Below are 20,387 nucleotides of genomic sequence, written 5' to 3' on the forward strand. Positions count from 1 at the left end.
AATTGAATGATATTCAGGAATACATGAAAGAATTGGTTTTAACATTAGCCGATGAAGCAGCTACGGTTGCTTTAGGTGCCGCACTGGCGGGTGCCTGTGATAAATCAGGTGTGATTTTTTTACAGGGCGATCTTGGTGCAGGAAAAACCACCTTTAGTCGTGGTTTTTTACAGGCTTTAGGCCATCAGGGGAACGTGAAAAGCCCCACTTATACATTGGTAGAGCCTTATAACTTAGGCGATTTCAATGTATATCACTTTGATTTATACCGACTTGCCGACCCGGAAGAGCTCGAATTTATGGGTATTCGTGATTACTTTCAATCAGATAGTTTATGCTTGGTTGAATGGCCGCAGCGAGGGATTGGTATGTTCCCTCAGCCCGATCTGGAGCTACATTTCAGCTATTATGATGAAGGTCGACAAGTGGCGCTATCAGCAGGTACTGCAAAGGGGCAGCTAATGTTGGCGCGTCTTAATGATATTCATCAGTCTGGGTTACAGGGAAAGTAAAATAATGAAAAAAATCTGGATTGGCTTGCTCTCTCTGGTGTGGTTAGCTATTGCCTGGCCAGCCGGAGCCGCCTCTTTGATTGATGTGCAGGTTAATAACAGTGCGTCACAGGCAAAAGTAACGCTGGCCTTTGACAGCCAACCGATATATGCCTATTCCAGCCAGAAAAATCCGGCTCGGGTGCTGATTGATGTGCGCCAGAGCGGGCGTGCCGTTCAAGGGCTGCCATTGAAGTTCAGTGGCCAAAATATTGTAAACCGTATTAGCTCCGGTACGCCAAAAGATAACAATAGTATTCAGCTGGTTTTTGAGCTGAAACAAAATGCCACGGTAAAAGCCAGCTCCAGTAAGCAGGGCGCTCAATATTTAGTGGTATTTACTATTCAGGCTGAAAAACAGGCGGTACCAAAAAACACTGCGACTAATAGTAGCAATAAGGCTACCGCTACAACGGCTAAAACCTCTACCACTAAAACTAACCAGTCTAAATCTTCAGGGAGTACTTCGGGTCGTAATCCTTTCTCTGGTGATGCCATGGCGCCACAAGATGATGTGATTGTTAAAACCGAGAGTCGTCCTGCCCGGGTTAAAAATAGCAGTGGTGAAAAGATCGTTATTGCTATTGATGCCGGTCACGGTGGAAAAGATTCCGGAGCCGTTGGTTTGAATGGATTGCAGGAAAAAACGGTTACGCTATCGGTTGCCCGAAAGCTAAAAGCACTGTTGGATAACGATCCTGACTATAAAGCAGTATTAACTCGTGATGGTGACTATTTTATTTCCGTTATGGGGCGTTCGGACGTAGCCCGTAATAAAAATGCCCATTTACTGGTTTCCATTCACGCTGATGCCGCACCTAACCGTAATGCAACAGGTGCTTCCGTTTGGGTGTTGTCTAACCGTCGGGCTAATACAGAACTGGGGCGCTGGCTGGAACAGCATGAAAAGCAATCTGAGTTACTGGGCGGAGCAGGGGACGTATTGGCAAACAGTGAAGAGAATCCCTACTTAAGTCAGGCAGTGCTGGATTTGCAATTTGGTCATTCACAGCGAGTGGGTTATGACGTAGCGGTAAAAGTATTGTCTGAGATGAGACGTATTGGTGCCTTGCATAAACGCAGCCCTGAACATGCCAGCCTGGGGGTATTACGTTCACCGGATATTCCTTCCCTGTTAGTGGAAACAGGATTTATCTCGAATACCGGCGAAGAGCGTCTGTTGGGTAGTGCAGATTTTCAGAATAAGCTGGCACAGGCTATTTATAAAGGTATTCGCAGCTATTTCCAGGCACATCCGTTAGATTCCGCCACGCCGTCAAAAAAGACCAGCGCTATCCAGAAAGATAAAACGTCCGTTGAGCAGACTAAAGCGCTGGTAAGTAGTGGAAATAAGGGTAAGACATCTGTTCATGTGGTTAAACGTGGTGAGACCCTATCCCAAATTGCAGTAAGCTATGGTTCAAACACAAAAGTGCTGACAGAGCTAAATACATTGAAAAAGGAAGGAATTTGGGTTGGTCAGCGCTTGAAAGTACCGGCAACCACCCCCATAACTAATCAGGTAACGGCTTCTGCAGATAAAAAAGAGACTAAATTTGTGAAAAATTCTGCCGATAAGCGCAAGCACATGGTAGTACAGGGTGATACTCTGTCAGGAATTAGTAGTCGATACGGTGTCAGTATCGCAGAATTGAAACAGAATAATAAAATGACGTCAGATGAGGTTCGTTTAGGGCAAGTTCTGACGATATCACGTTCATAAATATCGGGTTTATTATCAGGAGTTGTCATGCCAATTCAGGTCTTGCCACCACAGCTAGCAAACCAAATTGCCGCCGGAGAAGTTGTTGAGCGGCCAGCATCCGTGGTGAAAGAGCTGGTGGAAAACAGTCTGGATGCCGGAGCAACTCGCATTGATATCGATATTGAAAAAGGTGGCGCTAAACTTATTCGCATCCGAGATAACGGCTGTGGTATCAAGAAAGATGAACTTGCTTTAGCGCTGGCTCGTCATGCAACCAGCAAAATTGCCACTCTGGACGATTTGGAAGCAATCATTAGCCTGGGTTTCCGTGGTGAAGCGCTGGCCAGTATCAGCTCGGTTTCTCGTTTAACGTTAACCTCCCGCACCGCAGAGCAAAACGAAGCCTGGCAAGCCTATGCAGAAGGTCGGGATATGGAGGTTACGCTTAAACCAGCCGCTCATCCTGTAGGCACTACGCTGGAAGTCCTCGACCTGTTCTATAACACTCCCGCACGTCGCAAATTCTTACGCACTGAAAAAACAGAATTTGGCCATATTGATGAGGTGATCCGCCGCATTGCACTGGCACGTTTTGATGTCAGCATTAATCTGCAACATAATGGCAAAACGATCCGTCAGTATCGGGCAATAAAAGAGAATGAGCCTCGTGAGCGCAGGTTAGGCAGCATCTGTGGTACCCAGTTTTTACAGCATGCGCTGGCTATCTCATGGCAACATGGCGATCTGAAAATCGATGGATGGGTTGTCGATCCTATTGGTGCTCGTGCACTCACCGATATGCAATACTGTTACGTTAATGGCCGTATGATGCGCGATCGTTTATTGAATCATGCAATACGTCAGGCATATCAGACCCAACTGGCGGAAGACCAGTCTCCGGCTTATGTATTATATCTGGAAGTTGACCCGCATCAGGTAGATGTTAACGTGCATCCGGCCAAACATGAGGTCAGGTTCCATCAATCCCGACTGGTGCATGATTTTATCTATCAGGCAGTGGTCACTGTTTTACAGCAGTCTGGTGCTCCGCCATTACCGCTTAGCGATAATCCGGCTGATGAAACTAACTGGCAGCCAGAGAATCGCGCTTCTGCCGGAGAGAATCATTTTAATCGCCCTGCTGATAGCAATGTTTCACCAAATGAAACCAAACGCGCTGCCGCAGATAAGACCTCCTCCGGGCATAATAACGGTAATCATTCGGCACCTTATACCCCAGGGGCTACGCGCTCGCCTACCCTGGTAGCCCGTGAAAATGAGCTCTATCGTCGCTTACTGCAAACGGATGTGACTTCTGGTGATAACGAAGCTGGCAGCTCCTCTGCCCCGGCTAAGCCGTTATTGTTTCCGGAGAAAAGCGCACCGTTACCAGAGATGGCAACTACACTGAAAACGTCACAATTTTCTTCTCGTCCGCCGTCAACATCGCCGATCCCTGCTTCTATGTTGGAGAAAGGAGCGGCCCATAGTTTTGGGCGCGTGCTGTCAGTATGGCAATCTTGTCATGCGATTGTAGAACGGGGCACTGTGCTGGCTCTATTGTCACTGCCAGTAGCAGAGCACTATTTACGCCAGACTCAGCTACTACCGTCCTCCGAACCACTTAAACCACAACCTCTGCTGATACCACTGGCATTAACGTTGGCCGATAAAGAAAAGCTGGGAATTACCAATCACAAAGCGCTACTGAATCATTTTGGTATCGACTTTTCTATTGAACGTAATCGTCTTCAGATTCATGGTGTACCTTTACCCTTGCGTCAGCAGAACTTACAGCAGTTGCTACCAGCGCTGTTGCGTTATTTGGGAGACGATGAGGCGATAGATAAGCAAATGTTGACCCACTGGCTGGCGGAAAAACTCACCAGTGAGAATACTCAGTGGACTCAAGCCCATGCGATACAGTTATTGGCAGATCTGGAGCGATTGTGCCCTGAGCTGATTGCTAATCCTCCGGCCAATATGTTGCAGCCGATTAACTTGCAGCCAGCCCTGGAGGCTTTACAGGGTGAGTAGTGATATGAATACCTTACCTGCTGCTATCTTTCTAATGGGGCCAACGGCTTCAGGGAAAACGGCTTTGGCGGCAGAGCTTTACAAACATTTACCTGTTGAAGTAGTGAGTGTTGACTCCGCTTTGATATATCGTGGTATGGATATTGGTACCGCCAAACCAACCCGGCAAGAGCTGGATGAGACACCACATCGACTGATTGATATTCGCGATCCATCAGAAGCTTATTCTGCAGCAGATTTTCGTGCGGATGCGTTAAAAGAGATGGCCGATATTGTTAATCGCGGGCATATTCCCCTGTTAGTGGGGGGAACCATGCTGTACTTTAAGGCACTGTTAGAAGGGTTATCACCTTTACCTTCAGCCGATCCGAAAGTGCGTGAACAGATAGAAAGTGAAGCAATGCAGCTGGGGTGGGCGAGTTTGCATCAACGCTTACAACAGATTGATCCGATAGCGGCAGCCAGAATTCATCAAAATGACCCGCAACGATTAAGCAGAGCACTGGAAGTTTTTTACATTTCAGGTAAAACTTTAACAGAGTTGACACAAATTGCTGGTGAAACGTTACCATATCGTGTACACCAATTTGCTATAGCACCATCTTCCCGTGAATTGTTACATCAGAGAATTGAAGCACGTTTTCATCAAATGATTACAGCGGGTTTTGAAGATGAAGTTCGACAATTGATGGCTCGTGGCGATTTAGATACAGACCTTCCCTCCATGCGTTGCGTGGGCTACAGGCAGATGTGGATGTACCTGAATGGAGAGATAGACCACGACGAAATGGTTTATCGGGGTATTTGTGCAACCCGACAACTTTCTAAGCGGCAAATGACATGGTTGCGTGGCTGGGAAAGTGTTAATTGGTTAGATAGTGAACAACTGAAAAATGCCATGGAAAGAGTTACACGTGCTATTAGTGTATAGGCTTATGATTGTGTACAATTAATGGGTTATATACTTTAATGTACTCAATGGCTTTGTTTTGTACGAAATGTATCATTTTTACGCAGTTTATTTTAGGGCCTCTGGCTCTTGGTAACAAACAACAAATATATACAAAGAGATAAGGAAAAGAAAAATGGCTAAGGGGCAATCTTTACAAGACCCGTTTTTAAACGCACTGCGGCGTGAACGTGTTCCAGTTTCTATTTATCTGGTAAACGGTATTAAGTTACAAGGCCAAATCGAATCTTTCGATCAATTCGTTATCCTGTTGAAAAATACGGTTAGCCAAATGGTATATAAGCACGCTATCTCTACTGTAGTGCCTTCTCGTCCGGTTTCGCATCATAGCAATGCGCCAACTGGAAGCGTGGGTAATTATCAGGGTGGTATGCAGTCACAACAGGAAGATGATGTATCTGAATAAGTTACTCAGTTATTTCTCTTTGAGGAGTCATGCACTTGTTTGACCGATATGATGCTGGTGAGCAGGCGGTACTGGTGCATGTTTATTTCTCCCAGGAAAAAGATACAGAAGATCTCAGTGAGTTTGAATCTCTGGTTTCTTCTGCGGGAGTGGAGGCGTTACAGGTTGTTACCGGTAGCCGTAAAGCCCCACATGCCAAATACTTTGTTGGTGAAGGTAAAGCTCAGGAAATAGCTGATGCGGTACAGGCCACAGGTGCTTCGGTAGTGTTGTTTAACCACTCCCTCTCACCCGCTCAGGAACGTAACCTTGAGCGGCTTTGTGAGTGCCGGGTAATTGACCGTACCGGGTTGATTCTCGATATTTTTGCCCAACGGGCAAGAACTCATGAAGGTAAGTTGCAGGTTGAGCTGGCGCAGTTGCGCCATCTGGCAACCCGCTTAGTTCGTGGCTGGACTCACCTTGAACGTCAAAAAGGTGGGATAGGCTTACGCGGCCCGGGAGAGACACAGTTAGAAACTGACCGTCGTTTGCTTCGGGACCGGATACGCCAGATCCTTGCCCGGCTTGAAAAAGTTGAAAAGCAGCGTGAGCAAGGAAGGCGAGCTCGAATGAGAGCTGACATTCCAACCGTATCGCTGGTGGGCTATACCAACGCAGGGAAATCTACCCTTTTCAATCGTATTACGACTGCCGGTGTTTATGCAGCCGATCAGCTATTTGCGACACTGGATCCAACCTTACGCCGTATTGAGGTGGAAGATGTGGGTGCAACCGTTTTAGCGGATACCGTTGGCTTTATTCGCCATTTGCCCCACGATTTAGTGGCAGCGTTTAAAGCGACTCTGCAGGAAACTCGTCAGGCATCTTTATTGCTGCATGTTATTGATGCGGCAGATGGTCGGGTCGATGAGAATATTGAAGCGGTCAATGAAGTTTTAACTGAAATTGAAGCCCATGAAATACCAGTTCTGCTGGTAATGAATAAGATTGATATGCTGGAGGATTTTGCTCCGCGTATTGATAGAGATGAAAGTAATTTACCCGTCAGAGTTTGGCTTTCAGCCGAGTCTGGTGATGGTATTGAATTATTGTTCCGTGCATTGACGGAACGTCTTTCCGGTGAGATTGCGCAATACGAACTGAAATTGCCTGTAGAACAGGGTCGGTTACGCAGTCGTTTTTATCAACTTCAGGCCATTATTAAAGAGTGGATTGAAGAAGATGGAAGCATCGGTTTGGTTATTAGGATGCCAATCGTTGACTGGCGTCGCCTCTGTAAACAAGAGCAGGCTCTGGAAAACTTCATTGTTGGATGAGACCTGTTAGATTGTGCCCGATAAAACGATCGTAAATGAGTGGAGCAAAAACATGGCGTGGAATCAGCCCGGTAATAATGGCCAGGACCGCGATCCGTGGGGGAGTGGTAACAATAACAACCCCGGGGGGAATAACAGCGGTGGACCGAATAAAGGTCGTGGCCAGCAGTCGCTGAATCTGGACAATATTTTTAGTAAGTTAGGTGGATTACTGGGTAAATCCGGTAGTGGCGGTGGTAACAGCGGCAATTCTGGCGTACCTGTTATGGGTGGTCGCCTGTTCAGCATTCTTGCTGTGGTTGTGGTTGTTATCTGGGCCGCCAGTGGTTTCTATACCATTAAAGAAGGTGAGTTAGGTGTAATTACCCGTTTTGGTCAGGTACAACCAGCCATGGTTGGGCCGGGTCTGAACTGGAAACCAACCTTTATTGACTCAGTTAAACCAGTAAACACCAAAGCAGTTCGTGGGTTGGCAGCATCAGGCATTATGCTGACTTCTGACGAAAACGTAGTACGTGCAGAGATGAACGTACAGTATCAGGTTTCTGATCCGATTAAATATCTGTACCGTGTAACTAATGCGGATGACAGCTTGAGTCAGGCGACCGACAGCGCATTACGCTCTGTTATTGGTAAGTACACCATGGACCGAATCCTGACTCAGGGTCGTACCATTGTTCGTGACGACACCAAACAAGAGCTGGAAAAGACCATTCAGATTTATGATATGGGTCTGAAAGTGCTGGACGTTAACTTCCAGGCAGCGCGTCCGCCGGAAGAAGTAAAAGCCGCGTTTGATGATGTGATTAACGCGCGTGAAGATGAACAGCGTTATATTCGTGAAGCCGAAGCTTATGCTAACGCCGCACAACCAATCGCTAATGGTAAAGCTCAGCGTTTGATTGAAGATGCTAAAGCTTATGAGGCTCGTACCGTTCTGGAAGCAGAAGGTGAAGTCTCTCGTTTTGCCAAGCTATTACCTGAATATAAAGCCGCTCCGGATATTACCCGCGAACGTCTGTATATTGAAACCATGGAAAAAGTATTGGGTAAAACCAACAAAGTATTGGTGGATGATAAGAGTAATAACCTGATGGTTCTACCGCTGGACCAACTGATGCGTGGTAAAGGTGGCGCAGCAGTACAACAACCTGTAGCTCCACAGGTAAGTACTGATACACCAACTGAAGCACCTCAGGCGGCAACGGTAACCAACAGTAAGCCAGAAACGACCAGACGTTCAACGGCATCACAGAGCACCAATAAAGTTACGCAAGAGCGTAACGATGCTTACAATGAGCGTCTTAATTCATTTGGCTTAGGAAGAGGATAATCACCGATGCGTAAATTACTTATTCCTATTATCGTTATTGTAGTAGTCGGTATCTTCACTTCCCTGTTCGTCGTGGAAGAAGGAAGCCGTGGTATCGTTCTGCGCTTCGGTAAAGTGTTACGTGACTCTCAGGACAATCCAAAAGTTTACCAACCGGGTCTGCATTTTAAAATGCCTCTGATTGATTCGGTAAAACTGTTGGATGCGCGTATTCAAACCATGAACAATCAGGCTGATCGCTTTGTAACCAAAGAGACTAAAGACCTGATTGTTGACTCATACGTTAAGTGGAAGATTATTGATTTCAGCCGCTACTATCTGGCAACCGGTGATGGCAACCGTGCTAATGCGGAACGTATTCTGAACAGTAAACTGAGTGACCGTTTACGTTCTGAAATTGGTCAACGCGACATTAAAGATCTGGTGACTGACTCCCGTGGTCAATTAATGCAGGACGTTCGCAATGCATTAAACAACGGGTATGAAGATAAGCCATCTGAAGTTGCGCCAGCAGCGACTGAAGCTTCAGCTTCTTCACAAGAAGAAAGAAAGGCTCCGGCAACGGCGGATGCTTTACCGGTTGATAACAAGTTACCGTTAGTGAATGCTAACAGTATGGCTGAGCTGGGTATTCAGGTTATTGACGTGCGGATTAAACAAATCAACCTGCCAACGGAAGTGTCGGACGCGATCTATCAGCGTATGCGTGCAGAGCGTGAAGCTGTTGCCCGTCGTCACCGTTCACAAGGTCAGGAAGAAGCTGAAAAGATTCGCGCTCTGGCTGACTACCGTGTAACCAAGACTATTGCGGAAGCGGAACGTGAAGCTCGTATGACGCGCGGTTCTGGTGATGCTACTGCTGCTAAGCTGTTTGCTGATGCCTTTAGTCAAAATCCTGACTTCTATGCTTTTATTCGTAGTTTACGTGCGTATGAAACCAGCTTTAATAGCGGAAGTGATGTGATGGTACTTCGTCCGGACAGTGAGTTCTTCCGGTATATGAAGTCGCCGTCGGTTGGATTGAAGCAGTAAGTTTTGTCTTGTTTTGCTGTTGGGAAAAGGGCCTGGGGGAAACTCCGGGCTCTTTTTGTATCTGGAGGTTTGGTTTTTGTGTTTTGTGACAGTTTTGCCGTTTTTGAAGGTTTGGTTCAGTGTTAGTTTCGCCGTCTTAAGTGTTGTGTTTATTTCGGCAGCGGAGCTTGCGTCGAGCAGAGGGGCGTTGGGGCGAACGCCCCTCTGCACTCCCCGCGCCTGCGCAGCCGACTGTTGACCGCCGCGTTGCGGCGGCAACCTCAGTCAGCCCAGAGGCTTGACGCACCGGCATAGAGCCGGAGTACTCGCCTCATCCATGAGGCTCGACCCTTTGGGTCAGCACTTCGTGCTGTTCAAAATTGCTCCTGCAATTTTGTCCGGCGTCGCTATGCCTCTCACCGCATCCATGCGGTTCGTGCTACCTCTGGTCTTCCTTCGGCAACATTCGGATGCTTTAACCTGAAGGGCAAAGGGCAAAGGGCAAAGGGCAAAGGGCAAAGGGCAAAGGGCAAAGGGCAAAGGGCAAAGGGCAAAGGGCAAAGGGCAAAGGGCAAAGGGCAAAGGGCAAAGGGCAAAGGGCAAAGGGCAGAAGGGTCTTACTCAATGCTTATCAGAAAAGTAAACCAAACCACAAGTCGCAACCTCGAATCACCGTAGCCCATATAGGCAGTGACTAATGTGCTGACACAGAACCAGTCTGCGAATGCAGCGGCGATTAAAAAGGGCGGGGGTTGTCAGGGGGGTTCGCCCCTCAACACCCCTGACTCGACGCGTGCAGCGGGGCTGAGTTGGGCTCAACACTTGAGGCGGCGAAACATACACCGAACTAAAAAGAACCCAAAACAATAACAGTGGTTAAATATTGGGTTGTCAGGGGTGTTCGCCCCTCAATACCCCTGACTCGACGCGTGCAGCGGGGCTGAGTTGGGCTCAACACTTGAGGCGGCGAAACATACACAGAACTAAAAAGAACCCAAAACAATAACAGTGGTTAAATATTGGGTTGTCAGGGGTGTTCGCCCCTCAACACCCCTGACTCGACGCATGCAGCGTGGTTGAGTCAGGCTCATTACTTGAGGCGGCGAAATGAACACAGAACTAAAAAGAACCCAAAACAATAACAGTGGTTAAATATTGGGTTGTCAGGGGTGTTCGCCCCTCAATACCCCTGACTCGACGCATGCAGCGTGGTTGAGTCAGGCTCATTACTTGAGGCGGCGAAATGAACACAGAACCAAAAAGAACCCAAAACAATAACAGTGGTTAAATATTGGGTTGTCAGGGGTGTTCGCCCCTCAACACCCCTGAATCGACGCAGGCAGCGAAACTGAGCCAGGTTCAGTACTTGAGGCGGCGAAATGTACGCTGCACTAAAAACATCTATCGGGGTTTCAGGGGCAATGCCCCTGCTCCAACACCAGACCAGCTCAAAACTAAATCCACTACGCTACCTGCATCACCCCATCCGACACCACAACATCCCGGCGTTTTATCACCGCATAAGTTACTCCCGTTACCACCGCGCCAGCGATAATAGCTATCAGATAACCCACGACAGGATGAACTGCACCAGGAATCAGCAGTACAAATAAGCCACCGTGCGGCGCAGTCAGCTCAGCACCGAACATCATCGATAAAGCGCCAGTCAGGGCTCCGCCTGCCATACAGCAAGGGATAACGCGCATCGGATCTTTGGCCGCAAAAGGAATGGCACCTTCAGTAATAAAACTCAAGCCCAGTACCAGCGCGGCTTTACCACCATCCTGCTCGTTTTTGGTAAATTTATGCGCCGCTAACAGTGTTGCCAGACCCATAGCCAGAGGTGGAACCATACCGGCAGCCATAATTGCTGCCATTGGGGCGTAAATTTTAGTGCTTAATAAAGTTACGCCAAAGGCATAAGAGGCTTTATTGATTGGGCCACCCATGTCGGTACACATCATGGCACCTAAAATAGCACCTAGCATAACGGCATCCGCGGTTCCTAAATCTTTCAGCCATTGGGTCAGGGCAGCCAGAACTTTTGCTACTGGTGTACCAACCACATAAATCATTACCAGACCTGTTACCAGACTGGCGACCAGTGGAATAATCAGAATGGGTTTTAGGGCTGACAGGCTTTTCGGCAGATATAACTTGTTACTGATAAACAGCGCGACATAGCCAGCAAGAAAACCCGCGATAATACCACCGAGAAATCCGGCTCCGGTGCTAACAGCTAACATACCACCAATTAAACCCGGCGTTAGTCCCGGGCGATCGGCAATAGAGAAGGCGATGTAACCGGCTAATACTGGCACCATCAGAGCAAAAGCAGACTTACCACCAATATCCATCAGAGCAGCAGCCAACGTACCTTGCTGTTCAAAAGCGGTGATGCCAAAAACGAACGAGAGAGCAATACACAACCCTCCGGCTACCACCATTGGTAACATATAGGAAACACCGGTCAACAGGTGGCGATAGGGACCTGCTGACTCTTTTTTATCACTGGCTGTGCTCTTACTTTGTTGTTGCGGGGTGAAAATTTGTGCCTGTTCAACGGCTTTATCCAGTTCCTGAGCGGTTTTCTTCAACGCCAGACCGGTTGAAGTCCGATACATAGGTTTACCGGCGAACTTGCTTAAATCCACTTCAATATCCGCGGCGACTATCACCAAATCGGCCATCGCCACTTCCTCTGGCGTAATAGCATTACCCGCACCAACGGAGCCACGGGTTTCGACTTTTACCTCCCAACCGCGTTTTTTAGCTTCGGTTTCGATAGCTTCTGCGGCCATAAAGGTATGGGCAACACCGGTAGGGCAGGCGGTAACCGCTACGATTCGCCTGGCCTGATTCTGAATATCGCCGGCTATCAGATTGCAGTGGTAGAAATGTGCATTGGCGATGGCCTGATGAAGAAATTCTTCCGGATGACTGATGGCATATTGGGCATCTCCTTGCCAGACTTTTTTCTTTTCTAACGCGGAAGGTTCAGGAATCGAATCCCCAATAATAATCACCAGTTCCGCTTCATCGATTGACTCAACCTGAATTAACCCAGCCTTTTCCATGCTTGCAGTCAGTGCAAATTTAGCCAGATGGCTGACGGCCTGACCCAGTGAATTATCTGATAGAAGTAATGTTTTCATGATGCATCCTGCCTCTAATTAAAGGGTATCAAATTAACTCGCGACATCATGGCGGCTAATTCAAGACGATTTCCGATGCCAACGCTGGTTTGGCTAACCGCCAGAGCCGCAACTGCTGTCGCTAAACGTAAGGTATGTTCACTGGATTCACGCATCAGCAAACCATAGATAAGACCAGCAACCATGGAGTCACCGGCACCAACGGTACTAACCACTTCACAAATTGGCGGCTTAGCCAGCCATGCGCCGGAGTTGTTGACCCATAACGCCCCTTCCGCACCGAGGGAGATAACCACATGAGCAATACCTTGTGCTCTAAGTTCATGGGCAGCATTAACGATGTCACTCATCGTTGGTAATGGACGATTTGCCCAGATTTCCAGTTCACGACGGTTAGGTTTAATCAGCCATGGCGAGGCTTTAAGACCGGCAATCAGCGCTTCACGGCTGCTGTCAAAAATAATGCAGGAACAGAGGCTACGTAATCGGAGCATCCATTCTGTAAAAGCATCCGGAGAAACACCTGCAGGCAGACTGCCACTAACAGTAATCATGTCAAACTGCCCCAGCCAGGAGAGAGAGTCCGTGACAAAACGCTCCCAATCCTGTGGTGGAACGTCAAAACCAGAGAAATTCAGATCGGTTACTTCACTCGATTTTTCTGTCAGTTTGACGTTAATTCGGGTGCGGCCGGGAACCACCATAAAGCGGTTAGCAATGCCGGACTCACTGAATAGTTGTTGAAAGCCATCCTGATTATCCCGTCCGATAAAGCCACCAACGGTGACATCAATACCCAGATTCTTCAGTACTCTGGCAACGTTTACCCCTTTTCCTGCGGCGTGTAATCCAGTGGTCTGGATATGATTCACTTCACCCAGCTCCAGGGCAGAGCAGCTTCCTACCAAGTCGTAGGCAGGATTGAGGGTAATGGTTGCAACTTTTCTGCTCATACGCCTTCCCCTAAACCCGAAGAGATAGCATTGCCAATAGCAGAGAGTGCATTTTGTGCATCTTTACCGGTGGCGGTAAAACGTAACCGGTGGCCTTTTTGCACCCCCAGAGAAACCAGCTTCATCATGCTGCGTCCATTAACGGGTTTGCCGCTGCCGTTGAGATTAGCGACGGTCACTTCAGTATTAAATTGTTTGATGGTATTGAGCAGCACGGTGCTGGGGCGAGCATGTAGTCCATGTTCATTGTGGATGACAAATTCAGCACTAAGCGCTTGTTCATCAGGCATGGTGTCGCTGGTTAACAGCGCTAATAGTGTTGCTGTATCTGCGGTTAGCAGGCGTTCTGCCTGTTGTGCGATTAACAGGCTACCCAGTCGATTTAGCAGTGGATTTGGTTGGCGATCGGCAACAGAGATGGTCAATAACAGTCCCACCGTTTCACCATTGATGTTAAAAGTGCGAGTGGGGCGACTGACGGTTGCCGCGCTGAGCAAGTTGCCTTTAAGACTGTCGCATAACCAAATACCTTGTCCTAAATTTACCGGAGGATGGCTGAGGACATCGGCGATAAAATGATGGTCAACGGCATTAATTTGCTGTAATCGTCCGGCGTTGAGTGCCTGCAGAGTAACAATGTTATCCACATCAATATCCAGCACAATCATCGAAGCATCAAACAGGAACTCAGCTGATTGCTTCTCTCCCATTAATAAACTGCGAAGTTGCTCTGCTGAATCTGTGTTGGCAAGTTGATGTGCCAGACTCTCATCGCTCAGTACATGGGCTAACTGGCGTAGCAGAGACAAATGTTCATCAGAACAGGCTGCAATACCAATGACAATATAGGCTGTCTGACCTTCTCCCCATTCAATTCCCTGTGGAAATTGAAAGACCTGTACACCAGTATTTAATACCAGATGGCGGGTATCCGTTGTGCCGTGGGGAATAGCAATACCATTTCCAAGATAGGTCGATGTTTGCTGTTCCCGCTGTAACATGCCGTTGAGATATTCTGAAGTCACATAGCCAGATTGAGCCAGTGCAGATGCAATTTGTTCAATGGCCTGCTGTTTATTGTCTGCTGATGCATTTAAATGGATGTTCTTAATCGGTAATTGATACATATTTCCCTCCCAAATGACTGAATCGTTTCAGCTTTTAATCGAAAAATAAGCACTGACTTACCATAACTCGTTGGTTTGTCTGTGCTGAATCGTTTCGTGAAATATGTTCATTGTTCGCTATTTATGCAAGTTTTCTTTATAACCTGATCTCATTTTTTTGACATTACGCACATTTTTTAACTTATTTATAACGAAATGGAGAGAAGAAATAAGATTTGCTGACGCCAGGTCTGCTTTATTCATTTTTCTTATTAAAAGAAACTCCTGATGAAAAACCTTCATGGAAGAGGGTTATCAGGCAATCGATTACTTGCGCCAGAACAAAGAAATGGCGATCTTTTAAGCTACTCAGGTTTTTATCTGGCCCGAGTTCAAATAAGTGTGTTAAAAAATACTGAAAGCAACGAAATGTAATGGTAGAATTCTTTTTTAACTGACTTGGTGAATAGTGAGATGGGCAAAAACGTCGTCGTACTGGGCACTCAATGGGGTGACGAAGGTAAGGGTAAGGTCGTTGACCTGCTGACTGAACGGGCTAAGTATGTTGTACGCTATCAGGGCGGACACAACGCAGGCCATACTCTGGTTATCAACGGTGAAAAAACCGTTCTTCATTTGATTCCCTCTGGTATTCTTCGCGAAAACGTTATCAGCGTCATTGGTAACGGTGTGGTGTTATCTCCCGAAGCTTTAATGAAAGAGATGCGTGAATTGGAAGATCGCGGCATTCCTGTGCGTGAGCGTCTGCTCCTGTCAGGTGCTTGTCCGCTTATCCTTCCTTATCATGTGGCTCTGGATGTGGCTCGTGAGAAAGCACGCGGTTCAAAAGCGATTGGCACCACCGGGCGTGGTATTGGACCTGCTTATGAAGATAAAGCTGCTCGTCGTGCTCTGCGCGTCAGCGACTTATTTAATAAAGAGACGTTCGCGGCTAAGCTGAAAGAAGTCGTGGAATATCACAACTTCCAATTAGTGAATTACTACAAAGTTGACGCTGTTGATTATCAAACCGTTCTGGATGATGTCATGGCGATTGCAGATATCTTAACCTCAATGGTGGTTGACGTATCCGATCTGCTGGACAACGCGCGCAAGAAAGGCGAGTTGATGATGTTTGAAGGGGCTCAGGGTACACTGCTGGATATTGACCATGGTTCATTCCCGTATGTGACCTCTTCAAATACTACCGCAGGTGGTGTTGCTACCGGTTCTGGCTTAGGCCCGCGTTATGTCGATTACGTATTAGGTATTGTAAAAGCCTATTCGACTCGCGTTGGTGCTGGTCCATTCCCGACAGAACTGTTTGATGATGTGGGTGAATTCCTTTGCCAGAAAGGCAATGAATTTGGCGCAACGACCGGCCGTCGCCGTCGTACCGGCTGGCTAGATGCTATCGCCGTTCGTCGTGCGGTACTGCTTAACTCTCTTTCTGGTTTCTGTATGACCAAGCTGGACGTACTGGATGGCCTGAAAGAAGTAAAAATCTGTGTTGGTTATCGCATGCCAGATGGTCGGGTTGTTGAAACTACGCCATTGGATGCTGATGCCTGGGAAGGTATCGAGCCAGTATATGAGAGCATGCCTGGCTGGTCTGAAACCACCTTTGGTGTTAAAGAGTTTGATAAACTGCCTCAGGCCGCGCGTAACTATATTAAGCGCGTTGAGGAGTTAACCGGTGTACCTGTAGATATCGTGTCTACTGGTCCTGACCGTACTGAAACTATGATTCTGCGCGATCCATTCGACGCTTAAGTTTCATCATTGAAGTACAGGTAAAAACCGGGCTAATCAGCCCGGTTTTTTTATCAGGAAAGTTATCCGCTTTGCCCTCTATCGTTTACTATATGCCGGTAATGGCAATGACGGTTGTATGCGCAATATGCAAACCGGATAATTTTCAAGCGCATAGTTAACATGTTTGCTATTCTAAAAAGGCAGATGTGAGTTTTTTTATTCGGCGCAAGGAGAAAAACGCGCCGGAAATGTGGGTGAATCATTGAGCTCGCGATATACAGCCGACAGGATGCTAATGGCTGTCTGGAACGTAATTATTGTTATGAGGTGTTTGTGCAATTAACCAGTTTTACCGATTATGGTTTGCGAGCCTTAATTTATATGGCGTCGTTACCAGAAGGCGAATTGACCAATATTACTGAGGTCACTGAAGTCTATGGTGTTTCGCGTAATCATATGGTGAAGATTATTAATCAGTTGAGTCGTGTCGGCCTGGTGGATGCCGTGCGCGGAAAAAATGGTGGTATTCGTTTAGGTAAGGCCGCAGAAGATATCCGAATTGGTGATGTGGTTCGGGCCATGGAGCCTCTGGCTCTGGTGAACTGTAGTCCGCAGTTTTGCCATATCACGCCTTCCTGCCGCTTAAAAATTGTATTGGATAACGCGGTAAAAGCTTTTTTACACGAACTCGATAGTCATACTCTTGCTGATATGGTGGTTGATAACACTGGACTTCAGACATTGCTGTTTATGGAGCATCCTGCCATATCGGTCAATAAATAATAAGGATAAATAATGACAAACGATCCTTTCTTAGCCCGTGAAACTGAAAAGTACGGGGATCCCATTCCCAGCCGCGAATATATTCTTGATTTATTATCAAAGCGCCAGACTCCTGCCAGCCGTGATGAGCTGGTAGAAGCGCTGGGACTGGAAAGCGAAGAACAACAAGAGGCGCTGCGTCGTCGTTTAAGAGCGATGGAACGTGATGGCCAACTGGTTTTCACTCGTCGCCAATGTTATGCCCTGCCGGAACGCCTGGATATGGTGAAAGGTACGGTAATCGGCCATCGTGATGGCTATGGATTTTTGCGGGTTGAAGGGAGCAAAGATGATTTGTACCTTTCTCCTGAGCAGATGAAACTTACCATCCACGGGGATGTTATTTTAGCTCAACCGATGGAGTTAGACCGTAAAGGCCGCCGCGAAGCGCGTGTTGTGCGTGTTTTAGTACCGAAAACCAGCCATATTGTTGGACGCTATTTTACCGATGCGGGAATTGGTTTTGTGGTGCCGGACGACAGTCGTCTGAACTTCGATATTTTGATTCCACCAGAGAGCATTATGGGTGCCCGCATGGGGTATGTAGTGGTGGTTGAACTGACTCAGCGGCCAACTCGTCGTACCAAAGCTATCGGGAATATTATTGAAGTGCTGGGCGACAATATGGGTACTTCAATGGCGGTAGATATCGCTCTGCGTACCCATGAAATTCCTTATGTCTGGCCTGAAGCCGTACTGGGCGAAGTTGAAGGTCTGAAAGAACAAGTACCGGAGAAAGCTAAAAAAGGGCGGGTAGACCTGCGGGATTTACCGCTGGTTACCATTGATGGCGAAGATGCCCGCGACTTTGATGATGCGGTATGTTGTGAGAAAAAAAGTGGTGGAGGTTGGCGCCTGTGGGTTGCCATTGCGGACGTCAGCTACTACGTCCGGCCGGGAACCTCGCTGGATGCAGAAGCGCGTAGCCGCGGTAACTCCGTCTATTTCCCGTCGCAGGTTATTCCGATGCTGCCGGAAGTGTTATCTAACGGTCTCTGCTCGCTGAATCCTCAGGTGGATCGCCTGTGTATGGTTTGCGAAATGACGGTATCCAAAACCGGTAAGCTGACGTCATTTGAATTCTATGAAGCGGTGATGAATTCTCATGCGCGACTGACCTATACCAAGGTTGCACATATTCTGGAAGGTGATGCGGATCTGCGTGAGCATTATCAACCGCTGGTTCCGATGCTGGAAGAGCTGCATAAGTTGTATCAAGTGCTGGATAAGGCTCGCGAACAGCGCGGTGGCATTTCATTCGAAACCGAAGAGCCGAAGTTTATCTTCAATGCTGAACGTCGTATCGAACGCATTGAGCCTCTGGTGCGTAATGATGCGCATAAGATCATTGAAGAGTGCATGATTCTGGCAAACATCTCCGCTGCCCGTTTTGTTGAGCGTGCAGAAGAGCCAGCCGTGTTCCGTATTCACGATCGTCCTAAAGGTGACAATCTGGCTTCGTTACGTAGCGTGCTGTCTGAATTGGGATTAACGCTGGGCGGTGGTTTAGAACCAGCGCCAAAAGACTACGCCAAGCTGATGGATGCGGTGGCCGACCGTCCTGACCGTGAAATGCTACAAACCATGCTGCTACGCTCGATGAAGCAAGCGGTTTATGATCCGGAGAATCGCGGTCACTTTGGTTTAGCATTGGATGCCTACGCTCACTTTACGTCACCGATTCGTCGTTATCCCGATCTCTCTTTACATCGGGCAATCAAGTTTGTACTGTCCGGTAAGAAAGGTGGTTCCACCTCCAGCGGTGGCTGGCATTACTCTATGGAAGAGATGCTGCAATTGGGTGAACACTGTTCCATGACCGAACGTCGTGCTGACGAAGCTACGCGTGACGTAGCCGATTGGCTGAAGTGTGACTTTATGCAGGATCACGTGGGGGAAGTGTTTAAAGGTACTATCTCCAGCGTGACTGGTTTTGGCTTCTTTGTTCGTCTGGACGATCTGTATATCGATGGTTTAGTGCATGTTTCAACACTGGAAAATGATTACTATCGGTTTGATAATGTCGGCCAGCGCTTAATTGGTGAGTCTTCCGGTCAGGCTTTCCGTCTTGGCGATAAAGTTGAGATAAAAGTTGAAGCTGTTCATCTGGATGAGCGTAAAATAGATTTTTCTCTGGTTTCCAGTGAACGTCGTCCGCGTGGTGAAGGTAAAACGGAAAAAGAACGGGGCAAAAAAGGTGCTCGTTCTAAAGCCGATAGCTTTGTTGCTGACAGTAATGTGCGGGTAAAAGCGCCAAGAAGAAGTAAGCCTAAGCAAGAAGAGGCGGGAAGCAAAGCTAAAGCTCCGGCTAAATCTAAAACCAAAGCTAAGGCTAAACCTTCAGCAAAAACTAAAAAGATAACAGCAGCATTAAAGAGTAAACGGGCTAAGAAAGCCGCCGATCTTTAATCTGTCCGATCATTATCGCAGGGCGGCCAGAGTGTCGCCCTGCTTTTATATTGTATTGAAGAAGAACTGAGACATGAGTGAAATTATTTACGGAATCCATGCTGTTCAATCACTGTTAGAGCGCGATCCTCAACGTTTTGTTGAAGTGTTTATTCTTAAAGGTCGTGAAGATCGCCGATTACTGCCATTGATTCAGGAAATTGAACAAAATGGTATTTCGGTGCAGGTGGCAAATCGCCAGTGGCTGGATAATAAGGCTGAAGGCGCCGTACATCAGGGAATTGTCGCCCGAGTTAAAGAGGGGCGTCAGTATCAGGAAAATGATTTGCCGGATCTGCTTGAAGGACTGGAAAAACCATTCCTGTTAGTTCTGGATGGTGTTACCGATCCGCATAACTTGGGTGCCTGCTTGCGCAGTGCTGATGCAGCCGGCGTTCATGCGGTAATTGTTCCCCGCGACCGTTCAGCTCAACTAAACGCAACAGCGAAGAAGGTTGCCAGCGGCGCGGCAGAAACCGTACCGTTAATTCGGGTAACTAACCTGGCCCGTACCCTGCGTTATCTGCAAGAGCAGAATGTCTGGATTGTAGGAACAGCGGGAGAAGCTGACCATACACTGTATCAGACCAAGTGTACCGGTCCGGTAGCCTTAGTGATGGGGGCTGAGGGTGAGGGCATGCGCCGTCTGACTCGCGAGCACTGTGATGAGCTGATTAGTATTCCTATGGCAGGGAGTGTGTCATCGCTAAACGTATCGGTAGCGACCGGCATATGCCTGTTTGAGATTGTGCGTCAGCGCGGAGAGTAATGCTTCATCTGTGACGTTATGTTGATGATTACGACCAGCATTGATGC

At 47.7% G+C, this 20,387-nt stretch carries 16 protein-coding genes; 13 read left to right on the forward strand and 3 right to left on the reverse strand.

The window, feature by feature from the left end:
* Positions 1-23 precede the first annotated feature (23 nt).
* The 8 genes from tsaE (at position 24) to hflC (ending at position 9,353) form a co-directional block, all read left to right on the forward strand.
* Positions 24-512, forward strand: coding sequence for a tRNA (adenosine(37)-N6)-threonylcarbamoyltransferase complex ATPase subunit type 1 TsaE (tsaE, locus tag I2494_RS10665; protein WP_218467008.1), 489 nt, complete (start codon positions 24-26; stop codon positions 510-512).
* Positions 513-516: 4 nt separating this feature from the next.
* Entirely contained in the window at positions 517-2,274 is a 1,758-nt protein-coding gene (amiB, locus tag I2494_RS10670; protein WP_218467007.1) for an N-acetylmuramoyl-L-alanine amidase AmiB, read from the forward strand.
* A gap of 27 nt (positions 2,275-2,301) precedes the next feature.
* Complete coding sequence (gene mutL / locus I2494_RS10675) at positions 2,302-4,293, forward strand: DNA mismatch repair endonuclease MutL (protein WP_218467006.1); 1,992 nt, start codon at positions 2,302-2,304, stop codon at positions 4,291-4,293.
* 4 nt (positions 4,294-4,297) lie between these two features.
* Positions 4,298-5,224 (forward strand): tRNA (adenosine(37)-N6)-dimethylallyltransferase MiaA, encoded by a 927-nt coding sequence (gene miaA / locus I2494_RS10680; protein WP_218467005.1) that lies wholly within the window; start codon positions 4,298-4,300, stop codon positions 5,222-5,224.
* A 154-nt stretch (positions 5,225-5,378) separates the two neighbouring features.
* On the forward strand, positions 5,379-5,669 hold the full coding sequence (gene hfq / locus I2494_RS10685; protein ID WP_130590214.1) for an RNA chaperone Hfq: 291 nt from the start codon (positions 5,379-5,381) through the stop codon (positions 5,667-5,669).
* A gap of 35 nt (positions 5,670-5,704) precedes the next feature.
* Positions 5,705-6,988, forward strand: a complete 1,284-nt coding sequence (hflX, locus tag I2494_RS10690) for a ribosome rescue GTPase HflX (protein ID WP_218467031.1) — start codon at positions 5,705-5,707, stop codon at positions 6,986-6,988.
* Between the two features lie 52 nt (positions 6,989-7,040).
* Entirely contained in the window at positions 7,041-8,321 is a 1,281-nt protein-coding gene (gene hflK, locus I2494_RS10695) for an FtsH protease activity modulator HflK (RefSeq protein WP_218467004.1), read from the forward strand.
* Between the two features lie 6 nt (positions 8,322-8,327).
* A complete protein-coding gene (hflC, locus tag I2494_RS10700) occupies positions 8,328-9,353 on the forward strand; it encodes a protease modulator HflC (protein WP_218467003.1) in 1,026 nt (341 codons plus the stop codon).
* A 1,442-nt stretch (positions 9,354-10,795) separates the two neighbouring features.
* Here the strand turns inward: hflC and fruA are convergent.
* Genes fruA through fruB form a run of 3 tightly spaced genes read right to left on the reverse strand, consistent with a single transcriptional unit; the run spans position 10,796 to position 14,567 of the window.
* Positions 10,796-12,487: a PTS fructose transporter subunit IIBC gene (gene fruA / locus I2494_RS10705; RefSeq protein WP_218467002.1), complete on the reverse strand. Its 1,692-nt coding sequence runs from the start codon at positions 12,485-12,487 to the stop codon at positions 10,796-10,798.
* Positions 12,488-12,501: 14 nt separating this feature from the next.
* Positions 12,502-13,440 carry a 1-phosphofructokinase gene (gene fruK / locus I2494_RS10710; protein WP_218467001.1) on the reverse strand — a complete coding sequence of 313 codons (939 nt, stop codon included), beginning with the start codon at positions 13,438-13,440 and terminating at the stop codon, positions 12,502-12,504.
* The gene (gene fruB, locus I2494_RS10715; RefSeq protein WP_218467000.1) at positions 13,437-14,567 is read right to left on the reverse strand and encodes a fused PTS fructose transporter subunit IIA/HPr protein; all 1,131 of its coding nucleotides are present in this window, start codon (positions 14,565-14,567) and stop codon (positions 13,437-13,439) included. Before fruB ends, fruK begins: the two co-directional genes overlap by 4 nt.
* A gap of 267 nt (positions 14,568-14,834) precedes the next feature.
* On the opposite strand from fruB, the gene I2494_RS10720 reads away from it, so the two are divergent.
* The 5 genes from I2494_RS10720 to rlmB all read left to right on the forward strand — a co-directional run bounded on the left by I2494_RS10720 (position 14,835) and on the right by rlmB (position 20,340).
* Positions 14,835-14,981, forward strand: a complete 147-nt coding sequence (locus tag I2494_RS10720) for a hypothetical protein (RefSeq protein WP_218466999.1) — start codon at positions 14,835-14,837, stop codon at positions 14,979-14,981.
* 39 nt (positions 14,982-15,020) lie between these two features.
* Positions 15,021-16,319 carry an adenylosuccinate synthase gene (locus tag I2494_RS10725; protein ID WP_218466998.1) on the forward strand — a complete coding sequence of 433 codons (1,299 nt, stop codon included), beginning with the start codon at positions 15,021-15,023 and terminating at the stop codon, positions 16,317-16,319.
* Positions 16,320-16,634: 315 nt separating this feature from the next.
* Positions 16,635-17,084 carry a nitric oxide-sensing transcriptional repressor NsrR gene (nsrR, locus tag I2494_RS10730; RefSeq protein ID WP_130590222.1) on the forward strand — a complete coding sequence of 150 codons (450 nt, stop codon included), beginning with the start codon at positions 16,635-16,637 and terminating at the stop codon, positions 17,082-17,084.
* A 12-nt stretch (positions 17,085-17,096) separates the two neighbouring features.
* On the forward strand, positions 17,097-19,532 hold the full coding sequence (gene rnr, locus I2494_RS10735; RefSeq protein ID WP_218466997.1) for a ribonuclease R: 2,436 nt from the start codon (positions 17,097-17,099) through the stop codon (positions 19,530-19,532).
* Between the two features lie 73 nt (positions 19,533-19,605).
* Positions 19,606-20,340, forward strand: coding sequence for a 23S rRNA (guanosine(2251)-2'-O)-methyltransferase RlmB (gene rlmB, locus I2494_RS10740; RefSeq protein WP_218466996.1), 735 nt, complete (start codon positions 19,606-19,608; stop codon positions 20,338-20,340).
* Positions 20,341-20,387 lie beyond the last annotated feature (47 nt).

The organism is Limnobaculum allomyrinae (genome assembly GCF_016649425.1).
Lineage (GTDB): Bacteria > Pseudomonadota > Gammaproteobacteria > Enterobacterales > Enterobacteriaceae > Limnobaculum > Limnobaculum allomyrinae.